Annotated in this window: 19 protein-coding genes; 7 read left to right on the plus strand and 12 right to left on the minus strand. The window is 72.2% G+C overall.

Annotation, left to right across the window (positions count from 1 at the left end; all coding sequences use genetic code 11):
* Positions 1-15 precede the first annotated feature (15 nt).
* From ACFVYL_RS02735 to ACFVYL_RS02750, 4 genes are read right to left on the minus strand one after another with little or no spacing between them, the layout of a single operon-like run.
* Positions 16-1,269 carry an amidohydrolase family protein gene (locus ACFVYL_RS02735; RefSeq protein ID WP_389712499.1) on the minus strand — a complete coding sequence of 418 codons (1,254 nt, stop codon included), beginning with the start codon at positions 1,267-1,269 and terminating at the stop codon, positions 16-18.
* A complete protein-coding gene (locus ACFVYL_RS02740; RefSeq protein ID WP_389712500.1) occupies positions 1,266-2,564 on the minus strand; it encodes an amidohydrolase family protein in 1,299 nt (432 codons plus the stop codon). Before ACFVYL_RS02740 ends, ACFVYL_RS02735 begins: the two co-directional genes overlap by 4 nt.
* Before the next feature lie 10 nt (positions 2,565-2,574).
* Positions 2,575-3,459: an SDR family NAD(P)-dependent oxidoreductase gene (locus tag ACFVYL_RS02745; protein ID WP_389712501.1), complete on the minus strand. Its 885-nt coding sequence runs from the start codon at positions 3,457-3,459 to the stop codon at positions 2,575-2,577.
* Between the two features lies 1 nt (position 3,460).
* Positions 3,461-4,258: an acetoacetate decarboxylase family protein gene (locus ACFVYL_RS02750; protein WP_389712502.1), complete on the minus strand. Its 798-nt coding sequence runs from the start codon at positions 4,256-4,258 to the stop codon at positions 3,461-3,463.
* A gap of 82 nt (positions 4,259-4,340) precedes the next feature.
* Here ACFVYL_RS02750 and ACFVYL_RS02755 point away from each other — a divergent pair, with 82 nt between their 5' ends.
* The 6 genes from ACFVYL_RS02755 to ACFVYL_RS02780 all read left to right on the plus strand — a co-directional run bounded on the left by ACFVYL_RS02755 (position 4,341) and on the right by ACFVYL_RS02780 (position 9,882).
* Positions 4,341-5,015 (plus strand): TetR/AcrR family transcriptional regulator, encoded by a 675-nt coding sequence (locus ACFVYL_RS02755; protein WP_389712503.1) that lies wholly within the window; start codon positions 4,341-4,343, stop codon positions 5,013-5,015.
* Positions 5,016-5,046: 31 nt separating this feature from the next.
* A complete protein-coding gene (locus ACFVYL_RS02760; RefSeq protein ID WP_389712504.1) occupies positions 5,047-6,042 on the plus strand; it encodes a DEDDh family exonuclease in 996 nt (331 codons plus the stop codon).
* 114 nt (positions 6,043-6,156) lie between these two features.
* A complete protein-coding gene (locus tag ACFVYL_RS02765; RefSeq protein WP_150166323.1) occupies positions 6,157-6,390 on the plus strand; it encodes a hypothetical protein in 234 nt (77 codons plus the stop codon).
* Positions 6,391-6,471: 81 nt separating this feature from the next.
* Positions 6,472-7,260, plus strand: a complete 789-nt coding sequence (locus ACFVYL_RS02770; protein ID WP_389712505.1) for an SURF1 family protein — start codon at positions 6,472-6,474, stop codon at positions 7,258-7,260.
* Between the two features lie 76 nt (positions 7,261-7,336).
* Entirely contained in the window at positions 7,337-9,121 is a 1,785-nt protein-coding gene (locus ACFVYL_RS02775; protein WP_389712506.1) for a glycoside hydrolase family 15 protein, read from the plus strand.
* A gap of 5 nt (positions 9,122-9,126) precedes the next feature.
* Positions 9,127-9,882 carry an SDR family oxidoreductase gene (locus tag ACFVYL_RS02780; RefSeq protein WP_389712507.1) on the plus strand — a complete coding sequence of 252 codons (756 nt, stop codon included), beginning with the start codon at positions 9,127-9,129 and terminating at the stop codon, positions 9,880-9,882.
* A 64-nt stretch (positions 9,883-9,946) separates the two neighbouring features.
* Here the strand turns inward: ACFVYL_RS02780 and amaP are convergent, their stop codons facing one another.
* The 5 genes from amaP to ACFVYL_RS02805 are packed head-to-tail and all read right to left on the minus strand — an operon-like array spanning position 9,947 to position 12,247.
* Positions 9,947-10,525 carry an alkaline shock response membrane anchor protein AmaP gene (gene amaP, locus ACFVYL_RS02785; protein WP_389712508.1) on the minus strand — a complete coding sequence of 193 codons (579 nt, stop codon included), beginning with the start codon at positions 10,523-10,525 and terminating at the stop codon, positions 9,947-9,949.
* A gap of 5 nt (positions 10,526-10,530) precedes the next feature.
* Positions 10,531-11,196, minus strand: a complete 666-nt coding sequence (locus ACFVYL_RS02790; protein ID WP_389712509.1) for a DUF6286 domain-containing protein — start codon at positions 11,194-11,196, stop codon at positions 10,531-10,533.
* Positions 11,193-11,537 (minus strand): hypothetical protein, encoded by a 345-nt coding sequence (locus ACFVYL_RS02795; protein ID WP_389712510.1) that lies wholly within the window; start codon positions 11,535-11,537, stop codon positions 11,193-11,195. The genes ACFVYL_RS02790 and ACFVYL_RS02795 overlap by 4 nt, the downstream gene beginning before the upstream one ends.
* Before the next feature lie 3 nt (positions 11,538-11,540).
* Positions 11,541-11,726 carry a hypothetical protein gene (locus ACFVYL_RS02800; protein ID WP_355818703.1) on the minus strand — a complete coding sequence of 62 codons (186 nt, stop codon included), beginning with the start codon at positions 11,724-11,726 and terminating at the stop codon, positions 11,541-11,543.
* A gap of 35 nt (positions 11,727-11,761) precedes the next feature.
* Positions 11,762-12,247, minus strand: coding sequence for an Asp23/Gls24 family envelope stress response protein (locus ACFVYL_RS02805; protein ID WP_389712511.1), 486 nt, complete (start codon positions 12,245-12,247; stop codon positions 11,762-11,764).
* Positions 12,248-12,360: 113 nt separating this feature from the next.
* On the opposite strand from ACFVYL_RS02805, the gene ACFVYL_RS02810 reads away from it, so the two are divergent.
* Positions 12,361-13,197: a nucleopolyhedrovirus P10 family protein gene (locus ACFVYL_RS02810; RefSeq protein ID WP_389712512.1), complete on the plus strand. Its 837-nt coding sequence runs from the start codon at positions 12,361-12,363 to the stop codon at positions 13,195-13,197.
* A 78-nt stretch (positions 13,198-13,275) separates the two neighbouring features.
* Here ACFVYL_RS02810 and ACFVYL_RS02815 read toward each other — a convergent pair whose 3' ends face one another.
* The 3 genes from ACFVYL_RS02815 to ACFVYL_RS02825 all read right to left on the minus strand — a co-directional run bounded on the left by ACFVYL_RS02815 (position 13,276) and on the right by ACFVYL_RS02825 (position 16,433).
* Positions 13,276-14,079 (minus strand): enoyl-CoA hydratase/isomerase family protein, encoded by an 804-nt coding sequence (locus ACFVYL_RS02815; protein WP_389712513.1) that lies wholly within the window; start codon positions 14,077-14,079, stop codon positions 13,276-13,278.
* Between the two features lie 135 nt (positions 14,080-14,214).
* Positions 14,215-14,436 carry a helix-turn-helix domain-containing protein gene (locus tag ACFVYL_RS02820; protein WP_055550175.1) on the minus strand — a complete coding sequence of 74 codons (222 nt, stop codon included), beginning with the start codon at positions 14,434-14,436 and terminating at the stop codon, positions 14,215-14,217.
* Between the two features lie 398 nt (positions 14,437-14,834).
* A complete protein-coding gene (locus tag ACFVYL_RS02825; protein ID WP_389712514.1) occupies positions 14,835-16,433 on the minus strand; it encodes an ABC-F family ATP-binding cassette domain-containing protein in 1,599 nt (532 codons plus the stop codon).
* Positions 16,434-16,513 lie beyond the last annotated feature (80 nt).

The following is a 16,513-nucleotide window of genomic DNA, read 5'->3' on the forward strand; positions in this document are numbered from 1 at the left end:
GGGGCGGCGCCCCCGTCACCAGACCCGCACCGACCCTCCCGGCGCGAACACCGGGCTCGTCGCGGCGGCGGGCGGCTCCTTGAGGGGTGCGTCCAGTTCCTGGACCGTGGGTCCCACGCGCGCGGCGATCTTTCCGAGCCGCTCCAGGTCGAAGCCGTAGACGCGGGCCGCGTTGCCGCCGACCATGGCCGCGATCTCCTCTCGCGGGAGGCCCGCGTAGGAGATGCGCAGGCCTTCGCGCGAGTAGGGGTACGTCCCCTCGTCGTGCGGGTAGTCGCTGCCCCACATGATCTTGTCGAGGCCGATCCGCTCGCGCAGGGCCGCCTCGTGGGGCCGCATGAAACTCGCTCCCACGAAGCAGCTCTCGCGCCACACTTCGGAGGGCCCCTTGCCCATCGCGTCGGCGAGGCCCGCGCCGAACTTGGCCTCGGCGGTGTCCGGGGCACCGGCCTTGCGCGCCGCCGCGACGAGCCGCTCGTGGTAGTAGTCCAGCATGTCGAGCACGCCGGGTATCCACCCCGAGCCCTGTTCGGTGAGGACCAGCCTGAGCTCCGGGTGGCGGCGGAAGGCGCCGCCGAAGACGAGGTGCCACAGGGCCCGGTGCGAGAACCACGTCGTCTCGACCATGAACACCGCGCGCGCGGCCGGCTCCTCACCGAGCGGCGGCGAGGCCGAGCCCGCGTGGTGGTTGACCGGCACGCCCAGCTCGGCGCAGGCCGCCCAGATGGGGTCGTACGCCGCCGAGTGGAGCTCGGGCAGGCCGGAGCCCGGCGGTGTGCCGGGCAGCATGAGGCCGCCCGTCAGGCCCGCCGCCACCGACCGGTGGATCTCCTCGACGGCCCGGTCGACGTCGTTCAGGAGGATCTGGAAGACGCCCGCCCTGCGGCCGGGGGCGGCCGCGCAGAACTCCGCGAGCCAGCGGTTGTGGGCGCGCAGGCCCGCCCAGCGCTGCTCGAACTCCTCGCGGGTCGGCGCCGGGGCCATCAGGGACGCCGAGGGGAAGAACGGCGGGATGGTGTTGGGGAAGACGACCTCGGCGACGATGCCGTCCGCCTCCAGTTCGGCGACGCGGCGGTCCGAGTTCCAGTTGCGGTCGGCGGTGTCCGCGAGGAGGTCCTCGTACGGGTTGACGTAGGTGGCCGCCCACGCGTCGAACGCGTCGTAGTGGCGCGACTCCAAGTAGGGCCGGTAGTCCAGGAGATCGGCGCCCGCGTGGCAGTCCGCGGAGATGACGGTGTAGCGGTCCTCGGTCGTGCGCCGTGCGCTCATGTGTCCGCCCCCAGTACCGGGAAGTCGTGGTCGGTCAGCCAGTGGCGGCCCACGTCGCGCGAGCGCGCCCAGGAGGCCTCGACGGCCCGCTGGTCGCCGTCCTGGCCGAGGTCGGCCGGTGTCGGGCCGATGCGGCGGGCCAGCGGCGCGAGTTTCCGCGTGTCGAAGCCGAAGACCTCGGCGGCGGCGAGGCCGAGCATGCGGCGGGTCTCCGCCACCGGGATGTCGTGGAAGGTCTTCCGCAGCCACGCGCGCGTGTCCGGCCAGGTGCCCTCGGGGTGCGGGAAGTCGCTGCCCCAGAGGAGGTTGTCGACGCCGATCTCGTAGCGCTGGGCGAGCTCGCGGCGCTTGGTGTTGGTGGCGCAGACGAAGATCTGCCGGTCGAGGTATTCGTGCGGCGGGCGCTTCAGCTCCGCGAAGGGGGAGAGCTTCTTGCCGCCGTGGGCGCCCAGGTAGAGGCGGTCCATGAACCACAGGAGGTTCGGCAGCCACCAGCAGCCGGACTCCGCGACGCCGAACCTCAGCCCCGGGTGGCGCTCGAAGACGCCGGACCAGAGCATGAACCACAGCGGGCGGGCGGGCCACCACGTCACTTCGGAGACGTAGATCCCGAGGTGGTCGCCATACTCATGGCGGGGCGCCGCCCCGGAGTGCGTGACCACGGGCATCGCGCACTCGGCCGCCGCCGCCCACACCGGGTCGTAACGCCGGTCGTGGTAGGGCGCCTTGTCGACCCACATGGAGGGGATCATCAGCGCGCCGAGCCCGGACTCCTTGGCGCGGTGCACCTCGGCGACGACGCGGTCGACCTCTCCGGTGATGGGCAACAGGGCGACGCCGCAGTGCCGTGCCGCGTTTTCGGCGTGCCCGCCAACGAAGTCGGCGAGCCAGCGGTTGTGCGCCTGGGCGCCCGCCATGCCGAGCTCGGGGTCCTGGTCGCCGGAGAGGCCGAGGCCCACTCCGAAGGGGGCGGCCGTCCGGCTGTCGACGGCGTCCGCGTCGGGGAAGACGACCTCGGCGGCCACGCCGTCGCCGTCCAGTTCCTTGAGGCGCTGCGCGGTGTCCCAGCCGCCGCGCAGGCCCTCTTCGTTGTCCTGGAACCACTTGGCGGCGAAGGCGTCGTTGCGGATGCCGAGCCGAGTCGCCTCCTCGCGGCGGGCGTCGCGCTCGCCGAGGAAGGCGTCGAAGTCCCGGTGGAAGCGGCTGTCGAGGTAGGGCCGGTACTCCTCGGTGGGGAGCCCGGCGTGGCAGTCGGAGGAGATGATCAGGTAGGGGTCCTGGTCGTGGTCGGTCATGGCGTGCCCTTCAGTCCAGAATGAAGCTCTCCAGATACGCCGGGTTCGCGCGCTCTAGCATCGAGCGCGACCTGGCCTCGATCTGCCGGTCACTGTGCTCGCTCTCCGGCAGGAGCCAGAAGCGGCCGGCCGCGATGCCCTCCGCGACGAAGTCCGCGACCTCCTCGACCGGCGTGAACTCCACCTCCTGGCCCGCCTCCCGCATCGCGGCCTCCCACTGGTCGAGGCTGCGGTAAGGGGTCCTGCGGGGGCGGGACTTGGCGTAGCGGCCGGGGCGGTTGCGGTGCGACTCCCAGAGGCCGGTACGGAGCATGTGGGGGCCGGGGAAGAGCACGGAGGCGCCCACGCGCGCGTGCTCCGCCTTCAGGTGGGCGTACAGCGACTCGGTCATCGTCACCACGGCCGCCTTGGTGACCGCGTACACGGAGGCGGTGGGCAGCGGCGCGATGCCGCCGTCCCCGGAGGAGGTGTTGACGACGTGGCCCGGCTCGCCGCCCGCGATCATCCGCGGCACGAAGGCCTGGATGCCGTGGAAGACACCCCAGACGTTGACCTCGAAGGCCCACTTCCAGTCGTTCGGCTCGTGCTCCCACATGCGGCCCTCGGCGCCCGAGCCGACCCCGGCGTTGTTGCACAGCACGTGGACGGCGCCGAACTTCTCGTACGCCTCGTCGGCGAGGGCGAAGACCTGCTCGCGCGTCCCGACGTCGACCACGCGCGCGTGCACCGTCGCGCCGTCCTCCCGCAAGGAGGCCGCCGCCTTCTCCAGGGCGCCCTCCTCGACGTCGGCGAGGACCACCTTCAGGCCGTCCGCGGCGAACCGCCGTGCCATGGCGAGTCCGATGCCGCTCGCCGCGCCCGTGACGACGGCGACCTGTCCCGCGCGCAGCTCCATCTCAGGCGCTCCCCTCGGGCGGCCCGTCGAGGATCTGCGCGGGGTCGTCGTAGCGCTGGTGGATGTAGGGCAGCAGGGACTGGGCGTCGACGCGCTCGACGACGCGGCCCTGCTGGTCGGTGGTCTTCTCGCCGATGGTGATCTCGACGAGGGCGAGCACGGGCAGGTCGGCCACCGGGTCGTACATCGACTCGCGCAGGACGACGTCGCCGGTGACGGCCTCCAGCTTGCGGACCTTCTCGTTGCGTACGCAGTGCACGAGCACCGGGTCAGCGTCGAAGCCCGAACCGTCCACCGCGGGCAGGAACTTGAAGTAGAAGTCGGTCTTCCGGGTCGGCTCGGGCAGCGGCAGGGCGCCGCTGACCGCGCCGCGCACCTCCACGAACGCGATGCCGTGCCGGGCGAGGAAGGCCCGCACCACCAGGCCGTCGCGCTCGACCTCCACCTCGCCGAGCTTCTTCGGCTCGCCGAAGACCTCGCGCCCGCCGATCAGCGCCCGCTCGTGGGTCATCGGCATCACCAGCGGATACCAGCCCCGCACTCCCCCGTGCTCGGCGGCGACGGCGACCGAGCCCGCGCCCAGCGGATAGCCGGGCAGGTCGACCTTGCTGATGTTCGCCCGCACCAGCGGGCGCCCGGTGGGTTTCAGCGGCGGTGGCAGGACCGCGGCGACCGCGTCCGGATCGCTCTCCCAGACGGCCACCACCCCCGTCGACCAGATGTCGGGGAGCTTGGAACTCGCCGTGCGCGCGGCGGCGATCTCCGTCTCGTCGCGCGCTCCGTAGCGAATGCGTGCCATGTCGTACCACCCTTCGTCAGCGCGGAATCGGGTCCGCGGCCGGGACTTGCGGCGGTTCTGTAACACAGTTACAACAGGACTCGTGAAGGGTAAAGAGACAGAGCGCGAAGAAGCGCGGACCCGCCCGTCCAAGGAGGCCCGCGGGCATCTGGACCGGGAGCGGGTTCTCGCCACCGCGGCGCGCCTCGTCAAGCGGCACGGCCCCGAGGCCCTCACGATGCGGGCGCTCGCCGCCGAGCTCGGCACCGCCGTCACCTCGATCTACTGGCACGTCGGCAACCGCGAGTCGCTCCTGGACGCCCTCGTCGAGCGCACGCTCGCCGACCTCGGGGAGATCCGCGCCACCGGCCGCACCCCCGCGCAGCGCGTCGCCTCCGTGGCCCGCGCCCTGCGCCACCAGCTCCTGGACCACCCGCACCTCGTCGCGATGGTCCACGAACGGGGCCTGACGGAACGGATGTTCCTGCCCGCCCAGCGGACCCTCGTGCACGAGGTGCACGGGGCGGGGCTGCGCGGCGCCCGTGCCGCCGATGCCGTACGCGCCGTCCAGGTCCATGTCGTCGGCCACATCCTGGTCGAGCGCAACCGCGAACGCGCCCCACAGCAGCACCCCGGCGAGGAGGAGCTGTGGACGGCGCGGACCGCGGAGGAGGACGGCGCGCTCGCCCGCGCGCTCGCCGGACCGCACGATCCGGCCGCGTTGTTCGACGTCTCCGTCAAGGCTCTGGTGACCGGACTGCTCGGACCGGCGCCCTGACTGTCAGTCGCGGCCCGTATCCTCATGGACCATGCTCGAAGACCGCACGACCGCAGCGTCCGCAGCCCCCTGGCCGGCCGCGTACCCAACGGGGTACGCGGTCGTCGACGTGGAGACCACCGGCCTGGCCCGCGACGACCGCATAGTGTCGGCCGCCGTCTACCGCGTGGACGCCCGGGGCGAGATCGAGGACCACTGGTACACGCTGGTCAACCCCCAGCGCGATCCGGGCCCGGTCTGGATCCACGGCCTCACGACCGCCATGCTCGCCGACGCCCCTCTCTTCGGGGACATCGCCGAGGAGTTCGCCGCCCGCCTCGACGGCCGCGTCCTCGTCGCGCACAACGCCGTCTTCGACTGGTCGATGATCTCCAGGGAGTACGCACGCGCGGAGCGCACCGCCCCGGTGCGCCAGCGGCTGTGCACCATCGCGCTCTCCAAGGAGCTGGCGCTCCCGCTGCCCAACCACAAGCTGGAGTCGCTGGCCGCGCACTTCGGTGTCGAGCAGCGCCACGCGCACAACGCACTGGACGACGCGCGCGTGCTCGCCGAGGCGTTCCGGCCCAGTCTGCTCGCGGCGGCGGGCGGCAATGTCCGCCTGCCGCTCCTGGAGTGCCGGCCGCTCACCGAGTGGTCCGACGGCGCGCCCCGCATCGGCCGCCAGTCGGCGGGCCCGGCGCCCGCCTCCTCGTACCGGCCCGGGAGTTGGCGCCCCTCGCGCAAGCGGCCGCCGTGCCCGCACCCGAACCCGGGGCGGTACGAACCGGGCAAACCGCTCAAGCAGGGCATGCGGGTGGCCTTCTCCGGAGACACCTCCGTGGAGCGCGAGCTCCTGGAGGACCGGGCGGTGGAGGCCGGGCTGCACATCGCGACGAGCGTGTCCCGCCTCACGAGCCTCCTCGTCACGAACGACCCGGAGTCCGGCACCTCCAAGACCGTCAAGGCGCGCTCGTTCGGCACGCCGGTGATCGACGAGGCGGCCTTCGGACAGCTCCTCCAGGACGTGACGCCCGCCACGGAGTCGTAACCGCACAGGCGTTCCTCGACGGGGCACGCCGCCCGGCGTCAGACGGGTGATTGCCGCACGACTCGCCCGCCGACCGCTCGCCCCGCACCGCCGCCGCGCCCCACCCTGTGGCGCATGGCACGTTGCGAGGTCTGCGGAAACGACTACGGCATGTCCTTTGAAGTGCACGCACAAGGTGCGGTGCACGTCTTCGACTGCTTCTCCTGCGCCATCCACCGCATGGCGCCCATCTGCGAGCACTGCCGGTGCCGCATCATCGGCCAGGGCGTCGAGGTGGAAGGCCACTGGTACTGCGGCGCCCACTGCTCGCGCGCGGAGGGGCGGGTGGGCATCGTCGACAACGTCTGAGCCGGTCCCCCGGCGGCCCGGCTCCGCGCTCATCCCGACCCCTCTCCCAGCACCCCACGACCCTGGATGTACGGTCGTGGGGTGTACCGCTTCCTGTTGACCCGGCAGTGGGTGATCCTCACCCTCATCGCCCTCGTCCTCATCCCTGTGATGGTCGAGCTGGGGTTCTGGCAGTTGCACCGTCACGAGCACCGCGTCGCGCAGAACCAGCGCGTCACCGAGGCGCTGGCCGCCGACCCGGTGCCCGCCGAGAAGATCACCTCGCCCGGCCACGAGGTGCCCAAGGCGGACCTGTACCGCCGGGTGAGCGCCAAGGGGACGTACGACACGAAGCACGAGGTCGTCGTCCGCCGCCGCACCAACTCCGACGACGAGGTCGGCTTCCACGTCCTGACGCCGTTCGTCCTGGACGACGGCAAGGTCCTGCTCGTCAACCGCGGCTGGATCCCCGCGGACGGCCCGCAGACCGCCTTCCCGAAGATCCCCGCGGCCCCCAGGGGCGAGGTCACCATCACCGGGCGGCTGAAGGCCGACGAGACCTCCGCGGCCAGCGGCATCAAGAACGTCCGCGGCCTGCCGGACCGTCAGATCATGCTGATCAGCAGCGGGCAGCAGGCCGACAGCCTCGGCAAGCAGGTCCTCGGCGGCTACGTCGAGCAGACCTCGCCCGAGCCGCCCGACAACTCCCCCCAGCTGATCGCCGAGCCCGACCACAGCGGCATCGGCCCGCATATGGCGTACGCGGTCCAGTGGTGGCTGTTCGCCTCCGGCGTGCCCGTCGGCTGGGTCATCCTGGTCCGCAGGGAGCGGCGCGACCGCGCGGCAGCCGCGCAGGCCACCACCGACGATGCCGTGCCCGCCACCGCCTGAACCGGCTGCCCGGCACCCCCGCGGGGCCGGATCACCGCCCGGATTGGCCGGGCCCCTTCCCGGGAAGCCGTTCCCCGTGCATCACCCCATCGAGGACTACGCGCTCATCGGCGACCACCAGACCACCGCCCTGATCGGCAGGGACGGCTCGCTGGACTGGCTCTGCCTGCCCCGATTCGACTCCCCCGCCTGCTTCGCCGCGCTGCTCGGCGACGAGGAGAACGGCCACTGGCGCCTCGCGCCCAAGGGAGCGGGCCCCTGCACCCGCCGCGCCTACCGCCCCGACTCCCTCGTCCTGGACACGGAGTGGGAGACCGAGGACGGCTCCGTCCGCGTCACGGACTTCATGCCGCAGCGCGACCGCGCCCCCGATGTCATCCGCATCGTCGAGGGCCTCAAGGGCACCGTCACCCTGCGCAGCACGCTGCGGCTCCGCTTCGACTACGGCTCGGTCGTGCCGTGGATGCGCAAGAGGGACGGCCACCGCATCGCGGTGGCGGGCCCCGACTCCGTATGGCTGCGCAGCGAACCGGCCGTGCACACCTGGGGCCGTGACTTCGGCACCCACTCCGAGTTCACCGTCGAGGAGGGCGAGAAGGTCGCGTTCGTCCTCACCTGGCACCCCTCGCACGAGCCGCGCCCGCCGCTCGTCGACCCCTTCGAAGCGCTGCGCGACAGCCTGGCCGACTGGCAGGCCTGGACGGCGCGCTGCCACTACGACGGCCCGCACCGCGACGCCGTCGTCCGCTCCCTCATCACTCTCAAGGCCCTCACCTACGCCCCCACGGGCGGCATCGTGGCCGCCCCCACCACCTCGCTCCCCGAGGAGCCCGGCGGCGTCCGCAACTGGGACTACCGCTTCTGCTGGCTGCGCGACTCCACCCTCACCCTGGGCGCGCTCCTCGCAGCCGGCTACTCCGAAGAGGCCGAGGCGTGGCGCGACTGGCTGCTGCGCGCGGTCGCGGGCGATCCGGCCGACCTGCAGATCGTGTACGGCCTCTCCGGAGAGCGGCGCCTGCCCGAGTACGAGCTCCCCTGGCTGCCCGGATACGCGGACTCCACCCCGGTGCGCATCGGCAACGAAGCCGTCGAACAGCTCCAGCTCGACGTGTACGGCGAGGTCGTCGACTCCCTCTCCCTCGCGGACCGTTCGGGCCTCGACACGCCTGCCCACGCGTGGCACCTCCAGCTGTCCCTGCTCGAATTCCTGCACGAGAAGTGGCGGGAACCCGACCAGGGGCTGTGGGAGGTGCGCGGCCCACGCCGCCACTTCGTGTACTCGAAGGTGATGGTGTGGGTCGCCGTCGACCGCACGGTGCGCTCCCTGGAGGAGAACCCGAAGCTGCGCGGCGACGTCGAGCGCTGGCGCCGGCTCCGGGACGAGGTGCACCAAGAGGTCTGCGAGCGCGGCTACGACGCGGCCCGCAACACCTTCACGCAGTCCTACGGCTCCGCCGAACTGGACGCCTCGCTGCTCCTCATCCCGCGCGTGGGCTTCCTGCCGCCCGACGACCCGCGCGTCATCGGCACCATCGACGCGGTCCACGCCGAGCTCGGCCACGACGGTTTCCTGCGCCGCTACAGCGCGGACCAGACAGCCATCGACGGGCTGCCCGGCCAGGAGGGCGTCTTCCTCGTCTGCTCGTTCTGGCTTGCGGACGCCCTGCACATGACGGGCCGCACCAAGGAGGCACGCGAGCTGTTCGACCGCCTCCTCTCGCTCCGCAACGACGTGGGGCTGCTCGCCGAGGAGTTCGACCCGGTGGCCGGCCTGCAGCTGGGCAACTTCCCGCAGGCATTCAGCCATATCGGTCTCGTCAATACCGCCCTCGCGCTCTACGGGGAGAACGCGGGAGGATAGGGGCCATGGATCTTGGACTGAAGGACCGTGTGTACGTAGTCACCGGCGCCACCCGCGGCCTGGGCAACGCCACCGCCCGCGAACTGGTCGCGGACGGCGCGAAGGTCGTGATCACGGGCCGCGACGAGAAGACCGTCGCCGAGGCGGCCGCCGAGCTCGGCGAGCGGGCCGTGGGCGTCGCCGCGGACAACGCCGACCCGGCATCGGCGGCCGCGCTCGTCGCCGCGGCCCGCGAGCACTTCGGCCGCTTCGACGGCGTACTGATCAGCGTCGGCGGGCCCGCCCCCGGCTTCGTCGCGGACAACACCGACGAGCAGTGGCAGGCGGCGTTCGAGTCGGTCTTCCTCGGCGCCGTGCGGCTCGCCCGCGCCGCGGCCGCCGAGCTCGGCGAGGGAGGCGTCATCGGCTTCGTGCTCTCGGGCTCGGTGTACGAGCCGATCGCGGGCCTGACGATCTCGAACGGCCTGCGTCCGGGGCTCGCCGGATTCGCCAAGTCCCTCGCCGACGAGCTCGGCCCGCGCGGCATCCGTGTCCTCGGCGTGCTCCCCGGCCGGATCGGCACCGACCGCATGCGCCAGCTGGACGGTCTCTCCCCCGACCCGGAGGCCACCCGCGCCGCGAACGAGGCGGGCATCCCGCTGCGCCGCTACGGCACGCCCGAGGAGTTCGGTCGCACGGCGGCGTTCCTGCTCTCGCCCGCCGCGTCGTATCTGACGGGGATCATGGTGCCGGTGGACGGCGGCTCGCGCAGCGGCTTCTGACCCCGGCTTCCGACCGCGGCTTCTGGCCGCGCCGGGGATCCGCTGCGGTTTCGGCTGAGAGGGCTCAACTCACGCGTTCGGCGCGGTGCTTGACCCCGCGCAGTCGCACCGTGGCCGGCAGGGTCGCGAGCCCCGCCGAGTCACGGGCGTGCGCGAGGGCCTGGGCGGAGAGCCGGTGCAGCGCGTCGGACGGTGTCGCGTGGGGTTCGAGGACGAGCTCCACGCGCGCCTTCGGCGTGCTGCGCCGCCCGGTCAGGGCGACCTGGGCGCGGTCGACGCCGTCCAGCGCCTCGGCCTCGCCGGCCAGTACGTTCTCCATGGCCCGGCCGCGCAGCAGCGCGCCCTCGCCGTCCCCGGTCTCCACCAGGACCTCGGCGAGACGGTGCCTGCGCAGCTGGGCGGAGAGCCACCAGAGCGCGAGCAGGACGACCACCGCGAGGGCGGCGATGACCGTGGGCCAGAACCAGCCCTCGTCCCGCCAGCGCGCCCGGTCGGCGGCGCTGACCAGCACGTCGTGCCGACCGTCGTGGATCCACCACGAGGGCGGGGACGCGCCGAGACCGACGGCGAGCACGGAGCCGCCGAGGACGAGCAGCGCGAGCCCGGCGAGGGCGAGGACCACGCGGTTGACGGTGCGCAGCATCGCGCTCACCCCTTCCTGCCGGGCCGGGCCACGTGGACGGAGAGGCCGGGGGCCCGCGCGAGACCCAGCTCGTGGATGCCGTCGGTGAGTGTGGTGTCCAGATCGCCGCGTACGTCGTCGAGTTCGCGGAAGTGCGACACAGCGTGCACGTCCACCTTGGAACGCCTCATGCGGACCCGCACCGACTGCACGCCCGGCACGTCCATGGCCCGGTCGCGCAGCACCATCGCGGCCGCGCCGCGGTACAGGCCCGCGCGCACGTCGGAGTGCGTGCGCCGCATCGGCAGGACGGCGCGCTGCCCCGGCGTCACCGCGAGCACCAGGAGCCAGAGCCCGACGAGGGCGGCCACGGCGGCGCCGACGAGCACGGCGGTGTCGTCCAGCGGCCGCTCGCCGAGCTGGTGGGCCAGTTCGCGCCGCCACCGCATCGCCGGATGGTCGGCCCTGACGGCGACGATGTCGTACAGGAGCAGCCCGCAGCCGCCGAGCACAAGGAGCGCGAGCACGGCCGCGGTCACCCGGCGGGCCGACCAGAAGCGGCGGGCCTTCTCCCCCTCGGGGAGCGTGGGCAGCGGCTGGTAGACGGAGGCGGAAGCCGACTGGTCGAGGTCGCTCCCGGCCTGTTCGACGACCGGGAGCGGTTGCGTGCCGCCGCCCTGGGGTTCGCTCATCGGATCCTCCCCTGTGCCGCGGCGCGTACCTGCGCCGAGTGCAGCCGCTCCACCTGGACGGCCACCTCCGGCACGTCCATCCCCGCCAACGCCTTTACCTGCTCGGCGACATGGCGACGCACCGCACCGCACTGACCGCCGATGTCGCAGGGATAGTCCAGTTCGAGGCTGACCCGGATGCGGGCCGCCTCATGGCGGACGGAGACCGTGGCGCGCGGCGGCGGGCCGTCGGGCGGGGCCGCGTCCACCGCCTCGCGGGCCGCCTGCGCGGCGATCTTCGCGACGACCCGGTCGGCGATCCGGGTCGCGCCGCGCTCGCCCGGTGCGACCTGTGCCGCCACCGCTCACCGCCGCCGGTCGCCGCGGCCGCGGAAGAAGTCGCCGGGCTCCAGGTCCCCCTCCAGGAACCTGCCGGCCACGAAACCGATGGCGCCCAAGGCGGCCACCAGCAGGAACGCCCCGAATCCGCCGAAGTATCCGGCGAACCCGAGGGCCATTCCGGCCACCATGCCGATCACGGCCATGCTCATCGTGCGCTCCTTAAGCGGTGCGTCAGCGGTACGTCCTACTGGAGGCGTCCCTGGGACTCGTCGTCGTCCTCGTCGGGCAGTTTCACATCGCTGACGGCGATGTTGACCTCGACGACCTCGAGCCCGGTCATGCGCTCGACGGCCGCGATCACGTTCTCGCGTACGTCCTGTGCGACGTCCGCGATCGATACGCCGTACTCGACGACGATCTCCAGGTCGAGGGCGGTCTGTACCTCGCCGACCTCGGCCTTGACCCCGCGCGAGACGGACTTCGAGCCGCCGGGGACCCGGTCGCGCACGGCCCCGAAGGTCCGTGCGAGGCCGCCGCCCATGGCGTGCACGCCCTCGACGTCGCGTGCGGCGAGCCCGGCGATCTTCTCGACGACGCCGTCCGCGATGGTGGTGCGGCCCCGGCTCGCGGGATCACCGCCGCCCCGTCCCGGCGCGGACTTCGCCGCGCTCTCGTCGGGGGAGTTCTTCTCCAGCGTCTGAGACGCCTTGCGCTGTCCGGTGTCGGTCATCGCCGTCCCGTTCCTTTCGACAGGGGGATCTGCTCCGTCGAATGAGGCTGCTTCTGTGCCCACATTAAGCGCGGCCCCGCGCCCGCGCGCTCGGGATGGGGCAGGCTGAAGCCATGACGGGCGAGGGATGGACCCAGGCGGTACGACGACAGCTGGGGTTCGGCCGTGTGCTGCCACTGGGCGGCGCGCAGGACGGCGCGTGGGTGACGGAATCGGCGGTGGACGCCGCGTTGCGCCAGATGGCTGACGGGGTCTTCGGCGTACGCCTTGGCATCGTCCGCATCGCGTCGGCCCGGCCGGACCGGGTGTACGTGGCGGCGGTGCCGGCCCCGCCAAGCGCGCTGCCGCCGGGGCCGCTGCGGATCACCGCGGAGTTCGCGGCCGCGGCGACCGGTCCGCTCCCCGCGGCGGCGGACCGGCTGCGGGCCGCGCTGAGCGGAGCGGCGGACCAGCTCGGCCTGGTGACCGAGGCGGTGGATCTGAAGGTGACGGCCCTGCTCGACGAGGGCGTCGGCAACCGTCCGGGTGAGGCCCCCGCGCCCCCGAAGCCGCCCGTCGGCGACGACATGAGCGACGGGACGAGCGACAGGCTGGACGAAGGGCCGGACGACGGGCCGGACGAAGATTTGAGCGAAGGGTGGGGCGACGACACGGACGACAAAGACGCGGCCCGCGTCGGGCAGAGCGCCCTGTCCGTGCCCGGAGTGGCCCGGCTGACCGGCGTACTCGGCCGGGCGGTCCACCTCGAGGAGCGTCCGGCGACGGGCGCACTGCCGCGCCGCCACGCGCGCGTGGAGCTCGCGACGGACCCCGGGCACCGCGCTCTGGACGTGGCGCTCGCGGTGCGCGCGGCGGTCGGCGCCGCCCTGCCCGACCACCCGACGGTGGCCGTGCTCGTCACCGAGGTGGGCCGGGAACCGGACCGGGCGGAGCCGGGAGGCCGGGCCTGAAGCGGCCCGTCGTCAGCGGCCCGTCGTCAGTGGCCCGTGGTCCGTCGTCAGTGCAGTGGTCCGTCGTGTGGTCCGTCGTCAGTCGCCGAGGCCCGCGAGGTCGCGCAGACGGCGGCCCTGGGCGGCGCGCTCGGCGACGCGCTGCTCTTCATAGGAGCGGCCGACGGCACCCTGCAGCAGCGCCTTGGTCTCGATGACCGCGTCGCGCGGCGCGGCGATGAGGGCGGCGGCCAGGTCCCTGGCGGTCGCGTCGAGCTGGTCCACGGGCACGACGAGGTTGGCGAGGCCCGTCCGCTCGGCCTCGTCCGCGTGGACGAAGCGCCCGGTGGCGCAGATCTCCAGCGCGCGGGCATAGCCGACGAGCCCCACCAGCGGATGCGTGCCGGTGAGGTCGGGGACCAGGCCCAGGCTGGTCTCGCGCATGGCGAACTGCACGTCGTCCGCGGCGATCCGCAGATCGCAGGCGAGCGCGAGCTGGAAGCCGGCACCGATGGCGTGGCCCTGGACGGCGGCGATGGACACGATGTCGCTCCGCCGCCACCAGGTGAACGCTTCTTGGTACTCGGTGATCGTGGCGTCGAGGAGGCCGTCCTCACCGCGTGCCAGATCGATGAAGGACGGCTCGCCGTCGAAGCCCTCGGGCGTGAACGCCTGCCGGTCGAGGCCCGCGGAGAAGGACTTGCCCTCACCGCGCAGCACCACGACGCGGACACTGCCCGGCAACAGCTGACCTGCCTCCGTCAACGCCCTCCACAGCGCGGGAGATTGGGCGTTGCGCTTGGCCGGATTGGTCAGCGTCACCGTGGCGACGGCCTCGTCGATGGTGAGGCGTACGCCGTCCTTGTCGAGAACCGGTGCGAGCTCGCTGTCGGACGAAGCCATGGGTGCCTCCGATGGGGGTGCGGTCGGGCGGACGCACAGGAGCGCCCGTAAGTGACTGCACAGTAACCACCCGGTCGGTCGGCCGACCTACCGGGTGGTCACCATCGGACCACTGGTACAGCGTGCCGCCCGCCGTCAGCCGGCGGCGGCCTTCTTGCCTCGCGTCGCCCCGCCGCGTCCCCGCAGCGTGACGCCGGATTCGCTGAGCATGCGGTGCACAAACCCGTAGCTACGGCCGGTCTCCTCGGCCAACGCACGGATGCTCGCACCGCCGTCGTACTTCTTCTTCAGGTCTGCCGCGAGCTTGTCGCGCGCGGCGCCGGTTACCCGGCTGCCCTTCTTCAGAGTCTCGGCCACCCGTGCCTCCTCGTGGGAAGTGCGCTCTGGACTTCTCATGATCACCCCTCTCGCGCTTCCTGGCCACCCATTCGACAAGGTCCATACGACGAGGTTTGCCGCTCCATAAGCGGCGGACACGAGCGGAATTATCGATTCCGCGCGCCGAATTTCGATCAATCGACCGGTCGCTCCCGCGAACCGGCAGGTCAGGGCCGTGCCAGGCGATAAGGCAAGCCCGTGTGCAGCTCAGCGCCAAAATCCGTGTATGACACACCTCGGTACGAGGAGAGCTCACACAGATGAGGGATCACCGATCGGCCGAATGATCCATACCCAGTGGATCAGTCATTCGATCAAGCGCGGTGGACGCCCCGGCACGGGGCGTCCCGGGGCGCCGGAGGTTCAAAGACAGGCTCTCAGGCGAGGGCGACCAGATCCGCGTAGTCCTGGCCCCAGAGGTCCTCGACACCGTCGGGCAGCAGGATGATCCGCTCCGGCTGGAGCGCCTCCACGGCGCCCTCGTCGTGCGTGACGAGGACGACCGCGCCCTTGTAGGTGCGCAGCGCGCCGAGGATCTCCTCGCGGCTGGCCGGGTCGAGGTTGTTGGTGGGCTCGTCGAGGAGGAGGACGTTGGCGGAGGAGACGACGAGGGTCGCGAGCGCGAGCCGGGTCTTCTCGCCGCCGGAGAGCACACCCGCCGGCTTGTCGACGTCGTCTCCGGAGAAGAGGAACGAGCCGAGCGTCTTGCGCACCTCGACAAGGTCGAGGTCGGGGGCGGCCGAGCGCATGTTCTCCAGGACCGTGCGCTCGGGGTCGAGGGTCTCGTGCTCCTGCGCGTAGTAGCCGAGCTTGAGGCCGTGGCCCTCGATGACCTGCCCGGTGTCGGGCTTCTCGGCGCCGCCGAGGAGCCGCAGGAGGGTGGTCTTGCCCGCGCCGTTGAGGCCGAGGATGACGACGCGCGAGCCCTTGTCGATGGCGAGGTCGACATCGGTGAAGATCTCCAGCGAGCCGTACGACTTCGACAGGCCCTCGGCCATCAGCGGCGTCTTGCCGCACGGCGAGGGCTCGGGGAAGCGCAGCTTGGCGACCTTGTCGTTCTGGCGCACCGCCTCCAGGCCCGCAAGGAGCTTGTCGGCGCGCTTGGCCATGTTCTGCGCGGCGACGGTCTTGGTGGCCTTGGCGCGCATCTTGTCGGCCTGCGAGTGGAGCGTCGCGGCCTTCTTCTCGGCGTTCTGACGCTCGCGCTTGCGGCGCTTCTCGTCGGACTCGCGCTGCTGCTGGTAGAGCTTCCAGCCCATGTTGTAGACGTCGATCTGGGCGCGGTTGGCGTCCAGGTAGAACACCTTGTTGACGACCGTCTCGACCAGGTCGACGTCGTGGGAGATCACGATGAAGCCGCCGCGGTACGTCTTCAGGTAGTCGCGCAGCCAGACGATCGAGTCGGCGTCGAGGTGGTTGGTCGGCTCGTCGAGGAGGAGCGTGTCGGCGTCCGAGAAGAGGATGCGGGCCAGCTCGATACGGCGGCGCTGACCACCGGAGAGCGTGTGCAGGGGCTGGCCGAGCACGCGGTCGGGGAGGTTGAGCGCGGCGGCGATGGTGGCGGCCTCGGCCTCGGCGGCGTACCCGCCCTTGGTGAGGAACTCCGTCTCCTGGCGCTCGTACTGCTTGAGGGCCTTATCGCGGGTCGCGCCCGAGCCGCTCGCGATGCGCTGCTCGTTCTCGCGCATCTTGCGGATCAGGGTGTCGAGGCCGCGCGCGGAGAGGATGCGGTCGCGCGCCAGGACGTCGAGGTCGCCGGTGCGGGGGTCCTGCGGAAGATAGCCGACCTCTCCGGAGCGGGAGATCGTGCCGCCGGCGGGGATGCCCTCACCGGCCAGACACTTGGTGAGGGTGGTCTTGCCCGCCCCATTGCGGCCGACGAGGCCGATGCGGTCGCCCTTCGCGATGCGGAAGGTGGCGTTCTCAATGAGGATGCGGGCGCCGGCGCGCAGCTCGATGCCGGAAGCGGTGATCACGGGGTTCTCCTGAAACAGAGTGGACGGCGAGAGGGACGACTGAGGTGCTCAGGAACCGGTGTCTATGCCGTCCAACTGAG

The organism is Streptomyces sp. NPDC058308, assembly GCF_042880275.1.
GTDB lineage: Bacteria > Actinomycetota > Actinomycetes > Streptomycetales > Streptomycetaceae > Streptomyces.